The following is a 14,477-nucleotide window of genomic DNA, read 5'->3' on the forward strand; positions in this document are numbered from 1 at the left end:
TAGCGTCACTTGATTTCAGTTCCTGCACGCAGAGCGACACTACAAAACACATGGAGACATCATGGAATTCGCAAGGAAGCTCCTGACAGGCCTGACAGCTTCTGCTCCTTTCACGGCCATCGCTTCGAGTACCGCATCCCAATCACAGGGCACCGCTCGCGCTGGCGTGACCGGCCTGTGGGTTCTCGCAAACATCAGCTGTGCGGGCATGCGAGCACAGAACAGCGCCAGCGCAGGGTGGCGGATCATCGCCTTCATCTTTGGTTTGCCAGGAACGTTCATCAGTTTTCTGGCCATAACGGAAGGCAGCGAACGCGCTTACGGCATCGAGGTGCCGCGGCGACGCACTCGCGGCCCCGATGTCTGATGCAGCACTCCCGCCGAAGCCGCTTCGCGGCTCGGCTCTACTCCATGGCGAGCCCCGCAACCAATGAGTCGTAAGTTGAGGTTCCTCTCAGCGTTCCTGATAACCGGCTGCATTGCCGCTTTTGCCAATCTGTTGCCGTACCTGCGGTCTCGCGGTGCGTATCAGTACGATGGCCAGGAAGTTGCTGGATTCCCTTATGCGTTTCGCAGGATCGGGGGCGACTGTCTGTCTTCGATCTGCAATACCTACCACTTCCATCCTGGCTACTTTGCCGCAGACCTCGGACTTGCTTTGGAATGTGCCATGGTGGCAGGTCTTGTTGCCGCAAGCGTCGGCAAGGGTCCACGTGATGTGGCCTGACAATGTGTCCAAACCGTGGCCGCTTCGCGCCCGGGCAAATTCATGGGATCGAGCTTCCTGGAAATGATCGCGCAACCCTCTGTCACCACTGATCTTGGTGATCGAATCCTCAAGGTCAATCATGCCGGCGAGCATGGTGCCGTCAACATCTATGGCGGACAGATCTTCATGGCGCGCCTTACCGCGCCCGGTATGCTCAGTGAGCTGGAAGAGTTCCGCTCGCACGAGTGTGGGCATCGCGCGATCTTTGCGGCGGAGTTGCTTCGTCGGCAGCGGCCACGCTGTCGCAGCTATTGGTTGTGCGGATTCGGTGGCCGCGTTCTCGGACTCATGACCGGGCTTCTGGGAGCCAACGCGATTGCCGCCACCACCGTTGCGGTGGAGAGCGTCGTGCTTCGGCATCTGCAGCAGCAGCTTGTTTCACTGCAGGGCAGCGATCCGTCCGCCATTGCCGCGATCTCCGCCATCATCGCGGAGGAGCAGCTGCACCATGACCACTCTGCGAGCCATGTCCAGACGGGTACGTTCTGGCCTCGCATCCTCACGCCCATCGTGACGGCCTCCACCGAGGCAGTCATTTGGCTTGGCATGCGGTCCTGAGCACCTGCAGTCCATCTGCACCGGAATCACGCAGCGATTTGTATTCAATCCGATATACGACTTCAGCGCGGGAACAGCCGCCTGAATCACCAGACCCAAGCCGCCGCACGGGCGCCCTGCACATTCATTTCCCTGGACTTCGACAGCGGCGTCCCGCTGTTCCCTTTGCAAGTCCCGTCACAAGGCGCTGTGGCATCATCGGCCTGCGCTGGGCGGCACACGTCGGGCGGGTTGTCCGAAGATTCGATGATCGGCGAATCCGCTCTACACGATACTGTTGCCGCGACGTGCCGAACTACTGCGTCAGCCCATACGGAGACCGTTCATGGCCACTCAAAGCAACGCCGAAATCGCCACTACCTACCTCGCCATGGTGGCTTCGGGCAACGTGCGCGAGGCTTATGCGCTTTATGTCGCTGACGCTTTCACGCATCACAACGCCTACTTTCCCGGGGATCGCGAATCGCTGCTTGTCGCAATGGAGCAGAGTGCGGCGAGCGAGCCGAACAAAGCCTTCACCGTGAAGCAGGTCATTGAGTCCGGTGATCGCGTGGCTGTTCTTTCACATCTGCGCCGTGCTCAGGTCGATCAGGAGTACGCGGTTGTGCACATCCTGAGATTCGAGGGCTCGAAGATCGTCGAGATGTGGGATATCGGGCAGGAAGTACCGAAGGATTCGCCCAACGCACTTGGCATGTTCTAAGCCCTGCACCTTCCATCTCGGCTGCGATTACGGAACAACTCACCCGAAACATCCTGGAGAACTCCATGAAACGCGTGACCGGCATTGGTGGCATCTTCTTCAAATCGGCCGATCCCAAGGCACTAGGCGCTTGGTATCGGGATCATCTTGGGCTGGATGTTTCGGAGTGGGGTGGCGCGGTGTTCCAGTGGGGCGGCACGGACAGCCCGGCCGGGATGACCATCTGGAGTCCCTTCGCCCAGGACACGGAGTACATGCAGCCAAGTTCGGCGCCTTTCATGATCAATTTCCGCGTCGACGACCTTGATGCATTGCTTGTCGCGCTGCGCAGCGAAGGCTGCAATGTGGTCGACAAGACCGAGACATCGGACCAGGGAAAGTTTGGTTGGGTGCTTGATCCAGAAGGCAACAAGGTGGAGCTGTGGGAGCCGCCGGCGGATGCGTGAGTGGCGGTTGTCAGCGGGCCTCACCCGGTGATCCCTTGACGGACACCGCTCGTACGAAAGATGCGCGCACTGGCGATATGCTGTCGACCTGAAGTTCCTACGAAAAATCGCACCATGAACACGCCCTCCTTGTTTCTGGCACTCGTATTTGCGGTATCGCCGGCCGTGGTGGAAGCCGCTCCGGACGACGAAGCGGCTGCTGTCATCATCGACGGCGGTCACTGGCAGGCGGACAGCCGCGAGGGCACTTATCGGATCCGGATTGAGAGTGTCGGCTTCGAACATGTGTCTTGCCGCGTGTGGATCGAATGGCTGACGACTGCCGCCCCCGGCGCTCCTTCGCAACTGCTGGCTCGGGTACCGTTTGCCGAAGCATCGAACGGCATGTGGGCCTGCAAGGCGGATGCCGTCAGCACGCCGTTGCAGGACAACATGCTGACGATCCCGGCAACGCATACCTATTCCAATGAGCCATATGTGTTCAAGGCGGCACTGGGCAGCCTCGGCGAGTACCAGGTGCTGACGCCGTGATGGACACGCCGCCGTTGCATTCGCCAGCCAACCGCGAGACATGATGATGAGCCTGCCATTTTCCGTGCAACGTATCGATCACGTCGTGTTCCGTGTGCGCGATCTGGAAGCCAGCATTGCCTTCTATCGCACCGTGTTGGGTTGTGAGGTAGTGCGGCGGCGCGATCACCTTGGTCTGGTGCATCTGCGCGCCGGCGCATCGATGATCGACCTGATCAGTGTTGATGGAAAACTGGGCTCGCGCGGTGGCGCGGCGGCCGCATCGGAAGGCCGTAATGTCGACCACCTTTGTCTGCGCGTGGAGCCATTCGATGAAGCTGCCATCGCGGCGCACCTGCAGGTGTTTGGCATCGTGCCGACGACGGCAGAGGTCAATTTTGGTGCAGAGGGCGACGGACTATCGCTCTACTTCTCCGACCCGGATGGCAACACGGTCGAATTGAAAGGCCCGGCACAGGCGGCTCCGGAAAGCTGACGGTTATGCGTGGTGCCCTGCACTGCTGCGCAATGATCCTGCCGGTGCCCCGGCCACCCTGCAATGCCTCTACGACTGCCCGTTGACGCCGAGCGAACCCGCGTGGCTTCATGCCGTCCCCTGCCCCGGCGGCATTGCAACTCGAAGGAGATCACATGAAAGGATTCATCGTATTGGCACTGCTGGCGCTGCCGCTGCTGCCTGCCCAGGCCGACGCCAAGGAGAACATCCTGGCCAGGAACTGGAGCAAGGTGGATGAGAATCACGCCGAGCTGGAGCGTGGCGGCAAAACCTACGTGCTGGACAGCTACATCGTCCTCTTCGAGCAGCCGTACTACCTCCATGTGCGTGCAAAAGATGGGCAGGCGCTGGACACCACTGAAGCGGAAGCACTGGCCGGGGAGTACATCCAACCGCGTGGCTGCACGCAGCCGCTGGAGCGGCGCAAGGATCTGGACCGCAGCAATGGCGACGGAACCGAGTTGGTGCTGGGATTCCAGTGCTGACCTGCGAAGCGTAGATCGCCACGCCATCAGAATGATCCGGCGGTCTTCCGCCAAACCATGGGCTCCACGATGACAATTGTTGAATTCAGCAAGGACGAGAAGGCCATTCTCGTCCGCAAGATGCAGGCTTACTTCGCCGATGAACTGCAGCAGCAGATCGGTCAGTTCGATGTCGAATTCCTGCTGGATTTCATTTCCAAAGAGATTGGCCCGTATTACTACAACCGCGGTTTGTACGATGCGCAGACGGCGCTGAATGCGCGCATGGAAGACCTGCAGGATTCGATCTACCAGCTTGAAAAGCACACCGAGTTCAAAAGATAGCCCAGTGCTGCATCGATGAATTTCCGGAGAGATGACGGATGAAGACGCTCGCAACTCGCAGTCGTTGTATTGGTTTGATTCTGGTTGCTCTGTTGATGCTGGTGGCATGTACAAAGCCGATCCCGGCGGATAAGCAGAGCTATATCGGCACCTGGGAGTCAGCGACGATGTCGCTGGTCGTCAGCCGGGAGGGCCGGGTCATCTACAAGCACGAGCCCACACCGAGCACCCGCAAATCCATTGAAGCACCCATCAAGGCATTTGAAGGCAACGATATGGTCGTTGGCGTCGGTCCGTTGACGACCCGATTCGTGGTGTCGTTGCCACCGCATCAAGCCGATGGTGCATGGAAGATGACCGTGGACGGCGAGGCGCTTACGCGGCGCTGATTGGCCACATGAATGGAGGGCCGTGCTGCGGGAGGCTCCGCAGTCGGAACAAGTGGCGCTACGCTTGGCACCGTCATTCAATGCCCCGGGAGGGCGACATGGTCAGTGGCAGCTGTCATTGCGGTGTGGTGCGTTTCGAGTGCGAAGGCACGCCGACGGAAGGCTATGAGTGCAATTGTTCGCACTGCAGCCGCAAGGGATTTTTGCTGTGGTTCATACCGCGTGATGCGATGCGCATCACCGAGGGTGCGGATAGCTTGAGCACCTATACGTTCAACCGGCACATGATCAAACATCAGTTTTGCCCGACCTGCGGCTGTCAGCCGTTTGGATTGGGAACGGCGCCGGATGGCACGGAGACGGCGGCGGTCAATCTGCGCTGCCTGGAGGCATTTGATCTTGCGGGGGTGACGCGCGTCCCGGTGGATGGGAAGGCGTATTGAAGGCTGTGTGAGGGAAGGCTGGGGCTGGAACGAAGGCCTAGGCGAAGGCAAAAGCAAAGGCAGCAGCAAAGTCTGAAGCGAAAGCGCCCCTCACCCCAACCCCTCTCCCGCTTGCGGGAGAGGGGCTTTAAGCGAAAGCAGGAGCAACTGCAACTGCAACTGCAACGGCAACGGCAACGGAAACGGCAAGGGCAACAGCAACTGCAACTGCAACTGCAACAGCAGGAGCAAGAGCAAAAACGCCCTCAGCCCTGCTCCCTTCCCCGCCGGTCCTGGGCCGACGCAAAAGCGCCCTATGCCATCCCTGCTTCCCGGCCGGCCCTAGCCGACGCAAAGGCGTCCGATGGGCAGCGAGCCGTTGGCGTACAGGTTTCCCCTCTTACTCCACCGTCGCTAGAGGCTCGTTGATCAGGGCTACTTGGCTGCCAGGCCCAACTCGGCCAGGACTGCGTTGGTGGATTCGCCGACGTCATCCAGATGTGGATTGATGCGGCCCGGCTCGTTGGCGAACTTGATCGGGATGCCCAGATGAGTGCCGCCCTTTTCGTCGGTCCAGACCATCTCGCGGGCGCGGGTATGTGGGTCGTTGAACACTTCGGTGAGGGTTTTCACCGGCGCCCAGCACACGTCGATGTCGTGCAGGAACAATGTCCATTCCACCAACGTGCGGCGCGAGAAGGTTTCGATCAGAAAGGCCTTTACCGGATCCTGGCCTCTGCCCGGCGGGAGATGGCACAGGTGAATCAGATCCGGGCGGCCAAGGGCGATGAGCAGGTTCTCGGCGAACTTGTGTTCGGCGCCGCCCAACGCGATCCATCGCGCATCCGCGCAGCGGTACAGCTTGTACAGGGCGTTGCCGCCCCAGCTACGTTCTTCGTTGATGACCGGATCGCGACCAAGTGCGAACGGCGGGCCGAGCACGTTCGGCAGCCACGCCATCAATGCGTCCTGCATCGACAAGTCGATGTAGTCACCCTGCCCGGTGCGTTCGCGACGGAACAGGGCCATCAGGATGCCGTTGAGTGCCATCAACGAACCCGCCATGTCTGCCACCGGCATATGCGGCATCGCCGGGGTGCCATCAGGCGCGCGGTTGAGGCTGACCACGCCGGTGTCGGCCTGCATTGCCAGGTCATGTGCGGGCCGGTTGACCTTGGGCCCGGTCTGGCCGAAGGCGCTGATCGCGCAGTACACCAGCGTCGGGTTGATCGCCTTGCACGTGTCGTAATCAATGCCGAGCCGCTTGGCGACACCGGGACGGAATGCTTCCACCACTACATCGGCCCATTCCACCAGTTTGGCGAATGCCGCCTTGCCAGCATCGCTTTTGAGATCGAGCACGATGCAGCGCTTGCCGCGATGCGTGTTGCGGAACCAGGTGGAAACCCCCGCCTGCTTGAGGCCGACCTCGCGCACCGGTTCCCCCGTGGGCGGCTCGATCTTGATCACGTCCGCACCGTGATCGGCCATCACCATGGTCAGGTGCGGGCCGGGCAGGAACAGGGACAGATCAAGAACGCGTACACCTTCCAACTTCATCGTCGTGCTCCTTCGTCTTACGCGCCAAGCAGGCGTGCGCGGTCGGTGTCGTTGTAGCCGAGCTCGCGCAACAACGCGTCGGCATCGGCGTTCAATGAGGGGCAGGCATCACCTGACAAGCGCTGGCCGTCCAGCTTGATCGGATTACGCAGCAACCGTTGCGAACCCTGCTGATGCGCGACCTCCTGCAGCATGTCCACGTCGCGCACATAGGGATTGTCCAGCGCCTGGGCGATGTCCAGCACCGGTGCGATGGGAATGCGCCCGGCGAACTTCTGCGTCCAGTACGCGGTGGGCTGGGTGGTCAGAATTTCGTCAACCCGCACGGTGAGTTCTTCGCGCACATCACGACGCGCCGCGAAGTTGCTGAATCGCGACTCCGACGCCCAGGCAGGGTTGCCGATGCCTTCAACGAAGGTCTGCCAGAACTTCTCCAGCATGCACATCACCATCACCCAGCCATCGGCGGTGCGGTAGACCTGGCACGGCACGGTGGACGGATGCGCACTGCGCGGCAGGCGTTCGGTGCGATGGCCTTCGTTGAGATACCACGTGGCTGGGTAACTGAGTTGGTGCAGGGCCACGTCGAACAGGCTCACGTCGACGTCGCGGCCTTCGCCGGTACGCATGGCGCCGATGATCGCAGCCAGCAGGCCCATTGCCATGGTGGTGCCGGTCATGAAATCGACCATCGACAGACCAAAGCGTGCCGGGGGCGCGTCGGGTTCACCGGTGAGCGCCATGAAGCCCGCTTCGGCCTGCATCAGGTAGTCGTAGCCCGGCCATGCAGCGCGTTCGTTGTCGCGGCCATAGGCGGACAGGTGGGCGCAGACGATCTTCGGGTTGAGCTTGGACAGCGTGACGTAGTCCAGGCCGAGTTTGGCGGGCTGATCACCACGCAGGTTGTTGAGCACTGCATCTGCGCTGGCGACCAGCTTCTCGAACACTTCGCGGCCTTCGGTCGCTTTCAGGTCCAGTCGCAGCGAGCGTTTGTTGAGGTTGAAAGTCTGGAAGAACAGGCTGTCGCCTTCGCCCAGGAAGTACGGGCCGGTGGCGCGCGAGATGTCGCCGCCCGGCGGGGATTCTATCTTGATGACTTCAGCGCCGAGGTCGGCCAGGTGCATCGAGCCATAGGGGCCGGCACCGTACTGTTCGACGGCAAGGATGCGCAGTCCCTGCAGGGGAAGGTCTTTCATGTGTGGCCTCTGGCTTTTAAAAAGCACCGCAGCTGGTTGAGGACTGCGGTGAAGGGATCGCTTGGCATTGGCTTTGCTTTTGGCTTTTGGCTTTTGGCTTTTTGCTTTGGCTTTTTGCTTTGGCTTTTTGCTTTGGCTTTAGCTTTTGCTTTGGCTTTTGCTTTTGCTTTGGTTTTTAGCTCTTTGCTTTGGCTGTCGCCTGAGCCCTTCTCCCGCATGCGGGAGAAGGTGCCCGAAGGGCGGATGAGGGGGCTCTTTGGCCTTTCTTGCCAAGAGCTTCCCCTCACCCCAACCCCTCTCCCGCTCGCGGGAGAGGGGCTTCCAGCAGTCCTAGTACTTCTAGCATTCCAGCACTTCTAGCCTTCTAGCTTTCTAGCTTTCTAGCTTTCTAGCTTTCTAGCTTTCTAGCTTTCTAGCTTTCTAGCTTTCCAGCTTTCTAGCTTTCTAGCTTTCTAGCGCTTGTAGCTTCTTCGCGCCTGTAGCGCCTTTTTTGCGCCTTGGCGCTGCGCGCCTTAAATCTTGTTTCTCGCCACCAGTTGCTTGGCGATGATGATGCGCTGCATTTCGTTGGTGCCTTCACCGATGCACATCAGCATGGCATCGCGGTAGAAACGTTCGATGTCGTATTCCACCGAATAGCTGTAGCCACCGAAGATGCGCATGCCTTCCTGCGCGCAGTAGGCGCCGGTTTCCGTAGCAAAGTACTTGGCCATGCCGGCTTCCATGTCGCAGCGCTCACCCTTGTCATAGGCGTTGGCGGCGCTTTCGATCAGCAACTTCGATGCTTCCACCTTTGAAGCCATTTCACCAAGCTTGAGCTGGATGGCCTGATGCTCGGCAATCGGTTTGCCAAAGGTCATGCGTTCCTGTGCGTAGCGCACCGACAGCCGCAACGCGCCCTCGGCAATGCCGCAACCGCGCGCGGCCACATTGATGCGACCCAGCTCCAGACCACCCACGGCATGCTGGAAGCCCATGCCTTCCTCGCCACCGAGCATGCAATCCGCCGGCACCTTGTAATCCTGGAATACCAGCTCGCACGTATCGATGGCGCGGTAACCGGTCTTCTTCATCTTCTTGGCGACGATGAAACCCTCGCCTTTTTCAGCGATGAACATGGTCATGCCCTTATGGCGCGGTTGCGCCTCCGGGTCGGTCTTGGTCAGCAGCAGCACCATGTCGCCGTACAGGGAGTTGGTGATCCAGGTCTTGGCACCATTGATCACGTAATGCTCGCCGTCACGCTTGGCCACGGTACGAATGGCCTGCAGATCGGTACCGGCATTCGGCTCGGTCAAACCCAACGCGCCACGCAGCTCGCCGGTCGCCATACGCGGCAGGTACTTGCGCTTCTGCGCTTCAGTGCCGCAGCGCTCGATCGCCGCAGCCATGATCAGGTGCGAGTTGAAGATGCCGGTCGGCGCCATCCAAACCGAAGACACCTTGATGACGATCTTGGCGTAGATGCGTGCCGGCAGGCCCAGCCCGCCGTACTCCGGAGAGATGGTGGCACCGAACAGACCCAGGTCCTTCATCTCTTCAACGAGATGATGCGGGTACTTGTCTTCCAGGTCGTATTCCAGCGCGATGGGCGCAACGGACTTTTCGACCCAATGATCGATTGCATCCAGCAACGCCCGCTCTTCGTCCGGGCCCCACAGCTGTTCCATGTCGGTGCTCATCATTGGGCTCTCAGTAGTTGACCTTGTCTTCCACCGAGTGGCCGCGCTTGGCGATCAACATGGTGCGATTGAAGGTGCAGACCAGCTTGCCGTCCTGGTTGAAGCCATCGGTACGGCAGGTAACGATGCCAGCACCCGGGCGCGACTTGGATTCACGCTTCTCAAGAACCTCGGACTCGGCAATGAGCGTGTCGCCGACAAACAGCGGATGGGTCATCTTGATCTCGCTCCAGCCCAGGTTGGCCACGGCCTTCTGGCTGACGTCGGTGACGCTCATGCCCACCATCAGCGCCACGGTGAACGGCGAACACACAATCACCTTGCCGAACTCCGATGCCTTGGCGTACTCCTTGTCGAAGTGCATCGGGTGGGTGTTCATCGTCAGCAGCGTGAACCAGGTGTTGTCGGTTTCGGTGATGGAGCGGCCGGGGCGGTGCTCGTAGATATCGCCCACGTTGAACTCTTCGTAGTAACGGCCGAAGGTTTCGCGGAAACGGTTTTCGGAGATCTGCTTGACGTTCTGAACCATGGCAATGTCCTTTTTCGTGCGGTTTGGGCTGGCGCTGGGCGCAACTTGGTCAAAGAGAGGCAATCAACAGGTGTTCAATGAAGCGGTGTGATCAGCCGGCGCGGACGCCGTGGGCACCGAGCGCGATGGCCCGTTCGGCGGCGATTTCGATGGGGCGATCCACCAGCTTTCCGTCGAGCTGGAGGGCTTCACCGCCGCTGGCGGCCAGTGCGGCAATCACGCGCTGGGCGCGGTCGTACTCGGCGGCGGTGGGCAAGTAGCGACTCTGGATCGGTTCAACCTGGCCCGGGTGAATCGCGGCCTTGGCCGTGAACCCGAGATCAATCACGCGGTCGGTTTCGCTGATGAGCCCGGCCTCGTCCTTGATGTCGAGGTACGGCACATCCAGACACCCTACGCCGGCTTCGGCAGCGATGGTTGCCAGCTGCACGCGCGGGTGAAAGAAGCTTTCCCAACCGGCGCGGCCCCGCAGCGCGACGATGTAATCGAAGCCGCCAAACATCAGTGCCTGCAAACGTGGAATGGCGATGGCCAGCGCGCGTGCATCCAGCAGGCCTTTCGGCGTTTCAATCTGGGCGATGAAGACCGTATCGACAGCCGCCAGCGCGGCGTCTGCCTGCTGAAGTTCGGCGACGGTTTCCACCTTGGGCAGCATGACGAAGGCTGGCGTCAGTCCGGATGCCGCCAGTGCTTTCAGGTCAGCCTGGCCCAACGCGGTGGACAGCGGGTTGATGCGCAGGCCGATTTCGCTGTGGCTTTCATGGCCTCCGGCAAGAAAAGCGAACAGCGAAGCGCGGGCGCTTTCCTTGTCCGCAGGCGCGACGGCATCTTCCAGATCAATGCAGACCTGGTCAGCGCCAGTGGCTACTGCCTTGGCATAACGCTCCGGGCGCGAACCCGGCACAAACAACAGGCAGCGACGCGGATTGCGGAGGGGCGCGATCATGGTGCGGCTACCTGCGCAGCAAAGTGTTCGGCAATCTGCCGGCGCGTGGCGTACCAGGTATCCGGCTTCTGTGCGACGTACTGCAGGAATTTTTCGAACGCACCGATGCGACCCGGGCGGCCGATGATGCGCAGGTGCAGGCCCAGCGACATCACTTTCGGGGTGTGCTCGCCTTCGGCATACAGCGTGTCGAAGCTGTCGATGGCGTAGTCCAGCCAGTCTTTCGGCAGGTACGACGGCGCCACCCACATCTTCATGTCGTTGGTATCGAGCTGGTACGGCACCACGATCATCGGCGTGTCGGCACCTTCCACGTCACCCCAGAACGGCGCATCGGCTGAGTAGTCATCCATGTGGTACAGGAAGCCTTCCTCCTGCAGCAGGCGACGGGTGGCGGCAGTGTGCAGGTAGCGCGACAACCAGCCGACCGGGCGCACGCCAGTGGTCTGCTCGATGCTGTCGGCAGCGTCGCGGATGAACTGACGTTCCTGTTCCTCGTTGAAACGGAACTGGTGAATCCAGCGATGGCCGTGCGAACACACTTCGTGACGGCTGCCACGCAGGTAGTCAGCGATTTCCGGTGCGCGTTCCAACGACACGGCAGCCGCGGTGTACGTGGAGGTGACGCCGTACTTGTCCAGCAGCGCGGACACGCGCGCGTGGCCTTCATTCACGCCGTAACGGTAGTTGGATTCGTTGCCGTAGTTGCGCACCGGCTTGGACAGGGTGACATGCAGTTCGTCCACCGGCTCGGTGATCTTGTCACCCTGGCCGACGTTGTACTCGGACAGTTCCTCGACGTTGACGACCACCGACAATGCCAGACGTGCATTGTTGGGCCACTGATAGGCGGGTTTGGACATGGCTCTCTCAGAATCGGGGGAGGTAAGTGGACTCAGTGGTTCTCTTCGCCGCCAGAGACGTTGATCGCCTCGCCGGTGATGTAGACCGCATCGTCCGAACACAGAAAAGCAGTCGCGGCGGCGGTATCCGAGGGCAGCCCCGGGCGGCCCAGTGGAATGCGTGCACGCATGTCGGCCAGGTACTGCTCCACGCTCTTGCCCTGCTTGGCGGCGAAGTATTCGTTCTGCCAGGCGCCCAGGCCGGTGGTGACGTGATTCGGGCAGACCGCGTTGACGTTGATGCCATGCGCGCCAAGTTCCAGCGCGGCAACCCGGGTCAGGCCGACCAGGCCGTGCTTGGATGAGCAGTAAGCCGCCGCGTGCGGGAAAGCGGATTTAGCCGCTTGTGATGCGATGTTGACGATGCGGCCACCGCCCTGGGCAATCATCTGCCGACCCGCGTGCTTGATGGTCAGGAACGCGCCGCGCAGGTTCACACCCAGCACTGCATCCCATTCCTTGACGTCGATGTCCACCAGCGACTTCATCAGGTAACCAATGCCGGCGTTGTTGACCAGAATGTCGAGCCGGCCGAAACGCTCGACGGTGGCCTTGATCACGGCTTCCACCTGCGCCTCTTCCAGCACGTCCAGCGCCATCGCCACGCATTCGCCACCGGTGGCTGCGCACAACTCGGCGGCGACCTGCGCCATCTCTTCGTCGGTGCCTACAGCGGTGACCGGCATCTCGGCGCCGCGCACGCTACCGATATCGGTCAGCACCACCTTGCAGCCTTCCTCCAGCAAACGACGGGCAATGCCCTCGCCCAGGCCGGCGCGGCGGCCAGCGCCGGTGATCAGAGCGACCTTGCCTTGAAGTTCGGGGAATCGAGCCATGACCAAAGTTCCTTGTGCGCTTACAGCGCGCTGGTGAGGATGAACAACGGATTGTCCGCGTACTGCTGGAACTGCGCTGCCCCCGCCTGCACGGCCGGGTCGCCCAGGTCCTTGCCGAACGCTGCCATGTCCGGAATACGCATGATCTCGATGTAGTCGTACGGCGGTTTGCCCTCGCCGATCAACAGGCCGCTGGATTTGAGCACCTCGAACCGCTCCACCGATGGCAGCGCATTGACCACCGGCAGATCGCTGGCGCGCGCCCAGGCTTCGTATTCCTCGGCGCTGACACCCGGCTTGAGGTTGAACAGAACAATTACGGTTTGCATGGCTTCCTCCCGGGTAAAAGACTGTGGCACACTTTGTCCGGACAAAGTGTAGGCATGCCATTCGCCCCCGGTCAACGCCGGCGGCGGAATTCCCCCACCGGCGTATCTACTTGCCATAACCCAATTGATTGAGGTGCCTGGATGAAGCGTTACTACCCGTGGCTGATGGCGGTAATGGGGATGCTGGTGTTGCTGGTCTCCAACGGCCTGACCATTACCGGCCTGACAGCGTTTGATGAATCGCTGCTCAAAGAGTTCGGCTGGACCCGCAGCGAGCTCAAGCTGCGCGATCTGATCACCCTGGTACTGGCCGGCTGGATGTCGCCGTTCATGGGCGCACTGATCGACCGCGTGGGCCCGCGCAAACTGATCCTGGGCGGCCTGGCGCTGCTGGCAGCGCTGTACTTCGCCTATGCGCACGTGCATTCGCTGACCCATCTGTACTGGATCCACGTCGGCTTTGCCGCCGTGCTGGTCGCCGCGGGCCTGAATGTGGCGGTGATCTTCGTCTCGCAGTGGTTCGTCACCCATCGCGGGACTGCCATCGGCATCGCTCTGGTCGGCACCAGCCTGGGCGGCATGGTATTCCCCAAGCTCGGCGTGCATTTGATGCAGACCATGGACTGGCGCGCGGCCTTTGTCTGGGAAACCGCCGTGCCGGTGGCGTTCCTGGTCGTGGCCTTCCTGTTTGCACGCAGCCCGCGCCCGGGTGGCATCCCGCCATGGGGCGCGGACAAGGCTGCCGCCGATGCCATCAGTGGCAAACCCGTCGCTATCCCGCTGGCTGACCTTGGCTACCAGCAGGCAATGCGCACGCGCACTTTCTGGGTGCTGGCCTTCGTGGCGATGACCACGTTCTTCTCGATCATGGCGGTGTCGGCCAACCTGTTCCTGCACATGCGCGACCTCGGCTTTGAACCGGCCAAGGCCGGCAACGCGCTGGGCCTGATGTTCGGTCTGGCAATGGTGGGCAAGTTCCTGTTCGGCTTCCTCGCCGACGTGCTTCCGGCCAAGCGTGTGTTCCTGCTCAATCTGGCAATCATGGCTGCCGGTGCGGTAATCCTGGCAACAATGCGCGCCGACCTGATCTGGTATTCGCTGGCGCTGTTTGGCCTGGGTTGGGGCGGGTTGTACACGATGATCCAGCTGCTGGCCGTCAACGCATTTGGCCTGACGGCGGCCGGCAAGATCCTCGGCACCATCACCTTGCTCGATGCCACCACCGCCGGGCTTGGCATCTGGGTCACCGCCAAGATTTTCGACGTGACCAAGAGCTACCACATCGCCTTCAGCCTGATCTGCGTGCTGATCGTGCTCGCCCTGCTGGCCGCCACGCTGGTGCGCGACGAACGCGCGCGCCTGGCCAAGCCCTGA

General features: G+C 61.2%; 21 protein-coding genes. 12 read left to right on the plus strand and 9 right to left on the minus strand.

What is annotated here, in order from left to right; genetic code table 11:
• Positions 1–61 precede the first annotated feature (61 nt).
• The 11 genes from PAN08_RS15970 to PAN08_RS16020 all read left to right on the plus strand — a co-directional run bounded on the left by PAN08_RS15970 (position 62) and on the right by PAN08_RS16020 (position 5,144).
• Positions 62–367 carry a hypothetical protein gene (locus PAN08_RS15970; protein WP_269792504.1) on the plus strand — a complete coding sequence of 102 codons (306 nt, stop codon included), beginning with the start codon at positions 62–64 and terminating at the stop codon, positions 365–367.
• A gap of 63 nt (positions 368–430) precedes the next feature.
• Entirely contained in the window at positions 431–727 is a 297-nt protein-coding gene (locus PAN08_RS15975; RefSeq protein WP_269792505.1) for a hypothetical protein, read from the plus strand.
• A 15-nt stretch (positions 728–742) separates the two neighbouring features.
• The gene (locus tag PAN08_RS15980) at positions 743–1,327 is read left to right on the plus strand and encodes a demethoxyubiquinone hydroxylase family protein (protein ID WP_269792506.1); all 585 of its coding nucleotides are present in this window, start codon (positions 743–745) and stop codon (positions 1,325–1,327) included.
• A gap of 325 nt (positions 1,328–1,652) precedes the next feature.
• Positions 1,653–2,030, plus strand: coding sequence for a nuclear transport factor 2 family protein (locus tag PAN08_RS15985; RefSeq protein ID WP_269792507.1), 378 nt, complete (start codon positions 1,653–1,655; stop codon positions 2,028–2,030).
• A 65-nt stretch (positions 2,031–2,095) separates the two neighbouring features.
• Complete coding sequence (locus PAN08_RS15990) at positions 2,096–2,476, plus strand: VOC family protein (RefSeq protein ID WP_269792508.1); 381 nt, start codon at positions 2,096–2,098, stop codon at positions 2,474–2,476.
• A 114-nt stretch (positions 2,477–2,590) separates the two neighbouring features.
• Positions 2,591–3,007 (plus strand): hypothetical protein, encoded by a 417-nt coding sequence (locus PAN08_RS15995; RefSeq protein WP_269792509.1) that lies wholly within the window; start codon positions 2,591–2,593, stop codon positions 3,005–3,007.
• 43 nt (positions 3,008–3,050) lie between these two features.
• The gene (locus PAN08_RS16000) at positions 3,051–3,482 is read left to right on the plus strand and encodes a VOC family protein (RefSeq protein WP_269792510.1); all 432 of its coding nucleotides are present in this window, start codon (positions 3,051–3,053) and stop codon (positions 3,480–3,482) included.
• 155 nt (positions 3,483–3,637) lie between these two features.
• Positions 3,638–3,988: a hypothetical protein gene (locus PAN08_RS16005; protein ID WP_269792511.1), complete on the plus strand. Its 351-nt coding sequence runs from the start codon at positions 3,638–3,640 to the stop codon at positions 3,986–3,988.
• Positions 3,989–4,057: 69 nt separating this feature from the next.
• On the plus strand, positions 4,058–4,312 hold the full coding sequence (locus PAN08_RS16010; protein WP_269792512.1) for a DUF2164 domain-containing protein: 255 nt from the start codon (positions 4,058–4,060) through the stop codon (positions 4,310–4,312).
• A 38-nt stretch (positions 4,313–4,350) separates the two neighbouring features.
• Positions 4,351–4,701, plus strand: coding sequence for a hypothetical protein (locus PAN08_RS16015; RefSeq protein WP_269792513.1), 351 nt, complete (start codon positions 4,351–4,353; stop codon positions 4,699–4,701).
• A gap of 98 nt (positions 4,702–4,799) precedes the next feature.
• Positions 4,800–5,144: a GFA family protein gene (locus PAN08_RS16020; protein WP_269792514.1), complete on the plus strand. Its 345-nt coding sequence runs from the start codon at positions 4,800–4,802 to the stop codon at positions 5,142–5,144.
• Between the two features lie 414 nt (positions 5,145–5,558).
• Here the strand turns inward: PAN08_RS16020 and PAN08_RS16025 are convergent, their stop codons facing one another.
• The 9 genes from PAN08_RS16025 to PAN08_RS16065 form a co-directional block, all read right to left on the minus strand.
• Positions 5,559–6,683 carry a CoA transferase gene (locus PAN08_RS16025; RefSeq protein ID WP_269792515.1) on the minus strand — a complete coding sequence of 375 codons (1,125 nt, stop codon included), beginning with the start codon at positions 6,681–6,683 and terminating at the stop codon, positions 5,559–5,561.
• 17 nt (positions 6,684–6,700) lie between these two features.
• Positions 6,701–7,879 carry a CoA transferase gene (locus tag PAN08_RS16030; protein ID WP_269792516.1) on the minus strand — a complete coding sequence of 393 codons (1,179 nt, stop codon included), beginning with the start codon at positions 7,877–7,879 and terminating at the stop codon, positions 6,701–6,703.
• Positions 7,876–8,097, minus strand: a complete 222-nt coding sequence (locus tag PAN08_RS16035; RefSeq protein ID WP_269792517.1) for a hypothetical protein — start codon at positions 8,095–8,097, stop codon at positions 7,876–7,878. The genes PAN08_RS16030 and PAN08_RS16035 overlap by 4 nt, the downstream gene beginning before the upstream one ends.
• Before the next feature lie 294 nt (positions 8,098–8,391).
• Positions 8,392–9,561, minus strand: a complete 1,170-nt coding sequence (locus PAN08_RS16040) for an acyl-CoA dehydrogenase family protein (RefSeq protein ID WP_269792518.1) — start codon at positions 9,559–9,561, stop codon at positions 8,392–8,394.
• Positions 9,562–9,571: 10 nt separating this feature from the next.
• Positions 9,572–10,090 carry a MaoC family dehydratase gene (locus PAN08_RS16045; RefSeq protein WP_269792519.1) on the minus strand — a complete coding sequence of 173 codons (519 nt, stop codon included), beginning with the start codon at positions 10,088–10,090 and terminating at the stop codon, positions 9,572–9,574.
• 91 nt (positions 10,091–10,181) lie between these two features.
• Complete coding sequence (locus PAN08_RS16050) at positions 10,182–11,036, minus strand: CoA ester lyase (protein ID WP_269792520.1); 855 nt, start codon at positions 11,034–11,036, stop codon at positions 10,182–10,184.
• Entirely contained in the window at positions 11,033–11,899 is an 867-nt protein-coding gene (locus PAN08_RS16055; protein ID WP_269792521.1) for a polysaccharide deacetylase family protein, read from the minus strand. The genes PAN08_RS16050 and PAN08_RS16055 overlap by 4 nt, the downstream gene beginning before the upstream one ends.
• Before the next feature lie 32 nt (positions 11,900–11,931).
• Positions 11,932–12,774 (minus strand): SDR family NAD(P)-dependent oxidoreductase, encoded by an 843-nt coding sequence (locus PAN08_RS16060; protein ID WP_269792522.1) that lies wholly within the window; start codon positions 12,772–12,774, stop codon positions 11,932–11,934.
• A gap of 20 nt (positions 12,775–12,794) precedes the next feature.
• Positions 12,795–13,103 carry a hypothetical protein gene (locus tag PAN08_RS16065; protein ID WP_269792523.1) on the minus strand — a complete coding sequence of 103 codons (309 nt, stop codon included), beginning with the start codon at positions 13,101–13,103 and terminating at the stop codon, positions 12,795–12,797.
• A gap of 141 nt (positions 13,104–13,244) precedes the next feature.
• Here PAN08_RS16065 and PAN08_RS16070 point away from each other — a divergent pair, with 141 nt between their 5' ends.
• Positions 13,245–14,477, plus strand: a complete 1,233-nt coding sequence (locus tag PAN08_RS16070; protein ID WP_269792524.1) for an MFS transporter — start codon at positions 13,245–13,247, stop codon at positions 14,475–14,477.

Source organism: Stenotrophomonas sp. Iso1, from assembly GCF_027497995.1.
Taxonomy (GTDB): Bacteria; Pseudomonadota; Gammaproteobacteria; order Xanthomonadales; family Xanthomonadaceae; genus Stenotrophomonas.

Bases quoted from the DNA above. Each gene is read 5' to 3' on its own strand.
- PAN08_RS16055 (WP_269792521.1), bottom strand. From the start codon at position 11,899: ATGTCCAAACCCGCCTATCAGTGGCCCAACAATGCACGTCTGGCATTG.
- PAN08_RS16065 (WP_269792523.1), bottom strand. From the start codon at position 13,103: ATGCAAACCGTAATTGTTCTGTTCAACCTCAAGCCGGGTGTCAGCGCC.
- PAN08_RS15985 (WP_269792507.1), top strand. From the start codon at position 1,653: ATGGCCACTCAAAGCAACGCCGAAATCGCCACTACCTACCTCGCCATG.
- PAN08_RS16050 (WP_269792520.1), bottom strand. From the start codon at position 11,036: ATGATCGCGCCCCTCCGCAATCCGCGTCGCTGCCTGTTGTTTGTGCCG.
- PAN08_RS16035 (WP_269792517.1), bottom strand. From the start codon at position 8,097: ATGCGGGAGAAGGGCTCAGGCGACAGCCAAAGCAAAGAGCTAAAAACC.
- PAN08_RS16015 (WP_269792513.1), top strand. From the start codon at position 4,351: ATGAAGACGCTCGCAACTCGCAGTCGTTGTATTGGTTTGATTCTGGTT.
- PAN08_RS16070 (WP_269792524.1), top strand. From the start codon at position 13,245: ATGAAGCGTTACTACCCGTGGCTGATGGCGGTAATGGGGATGCTGGTG.
- PAN08_RS16000 (WP_269792510.1), top strand. From the start codon at position 3,051: ATGATGAGCCTGCCATTTTCCGTGCAACGTATCGATCACGTCGTGTTC.
- PAN08_RS16060 (WP_269792522.1), bottom strand. From the start codon at position 12,774: ATGGCTCGATTCCCCGAACTTCAAGGCAAGGTCGCTCTGATCACCGGC.
- PAN08_RS15970 (WP_269792504.1), top strand. From the start codon at position 62: ATGGAATTCGCAAGGAAGCTCCTGACAGGCCTGACAGCTTCTGCTCCT.
- PAN08_RS15975 (WP_269792505.1), top strand. From the start codon at position 431: ATGAGTCGTAAGTTGAGGTTCCTCTCAGCGTTCCTGATAACCGGCTGC.
- PAN08_RS16020 (WP_269792514.1), top strand. From the start codon at position 4,800: ATGGTCAGTGGCAGCTGTCATTGCGGTGTGGTGCGTTTCGAGTGCGAA.
- PAN08_RS15995 (WP_269792509.1), top strand. From the start codon at position 2,591: ATGAACACGCCCTCCTTGTTTCTGGCACTCGTATTTGCGGTATCGCCG.
- PAN08_RS16010 (WP_269792512.1), top strand. From the start codon at position 4,058: ATGACAATTGTTGAATTCAGCAAGGACGAGAAGGCCATTCTCGTCCGC.
- PAN08_RS16005 (WP_269792511.1), top strand. From the start codon at position 3,638: ATGAAAGGATTCATCGTATTGGCACTGCTGGCGCTGCCGCTGCTGCCT.
- PAN08_RS16040 (WP_269792518.1), bottom strand. From the start codon at position 9,561: ATGAGCACCGACATGGAACAGCTGTGGGGCCCGGACGAAGAGCGGGCG.
- PAN08_RS16025 (WP_269792515.1), bottom strand. From the start codon at position 6,683: ATGAAGTTGGAAGGTGTACGCGTTCTTGATCTGTCCCTGTTCCTGCCC.
- PAN08_RS16030 (WP_269792516.1), bottom strand. From the start codon at position 7,879: ATGAAAGACCTTCCCCTGCAGGGACTGCGCATCCTTGCCGTCGAACAG.
- PAN08_RS15990 (WP_269792508.1), top strand. From the start codon at position 2,096: ATGAAACGCGTGACCGGCATTGGTGGCATCTTCTTCAAATCGGCCGAT.
- PAN08_RS16045 (WP_269792519.1), bottom strand. From the start codon at position 10,090: ATGGTTCAGAACGTCAAGCAGATCTCCGAAAACCGTTTCCGCGAAACC.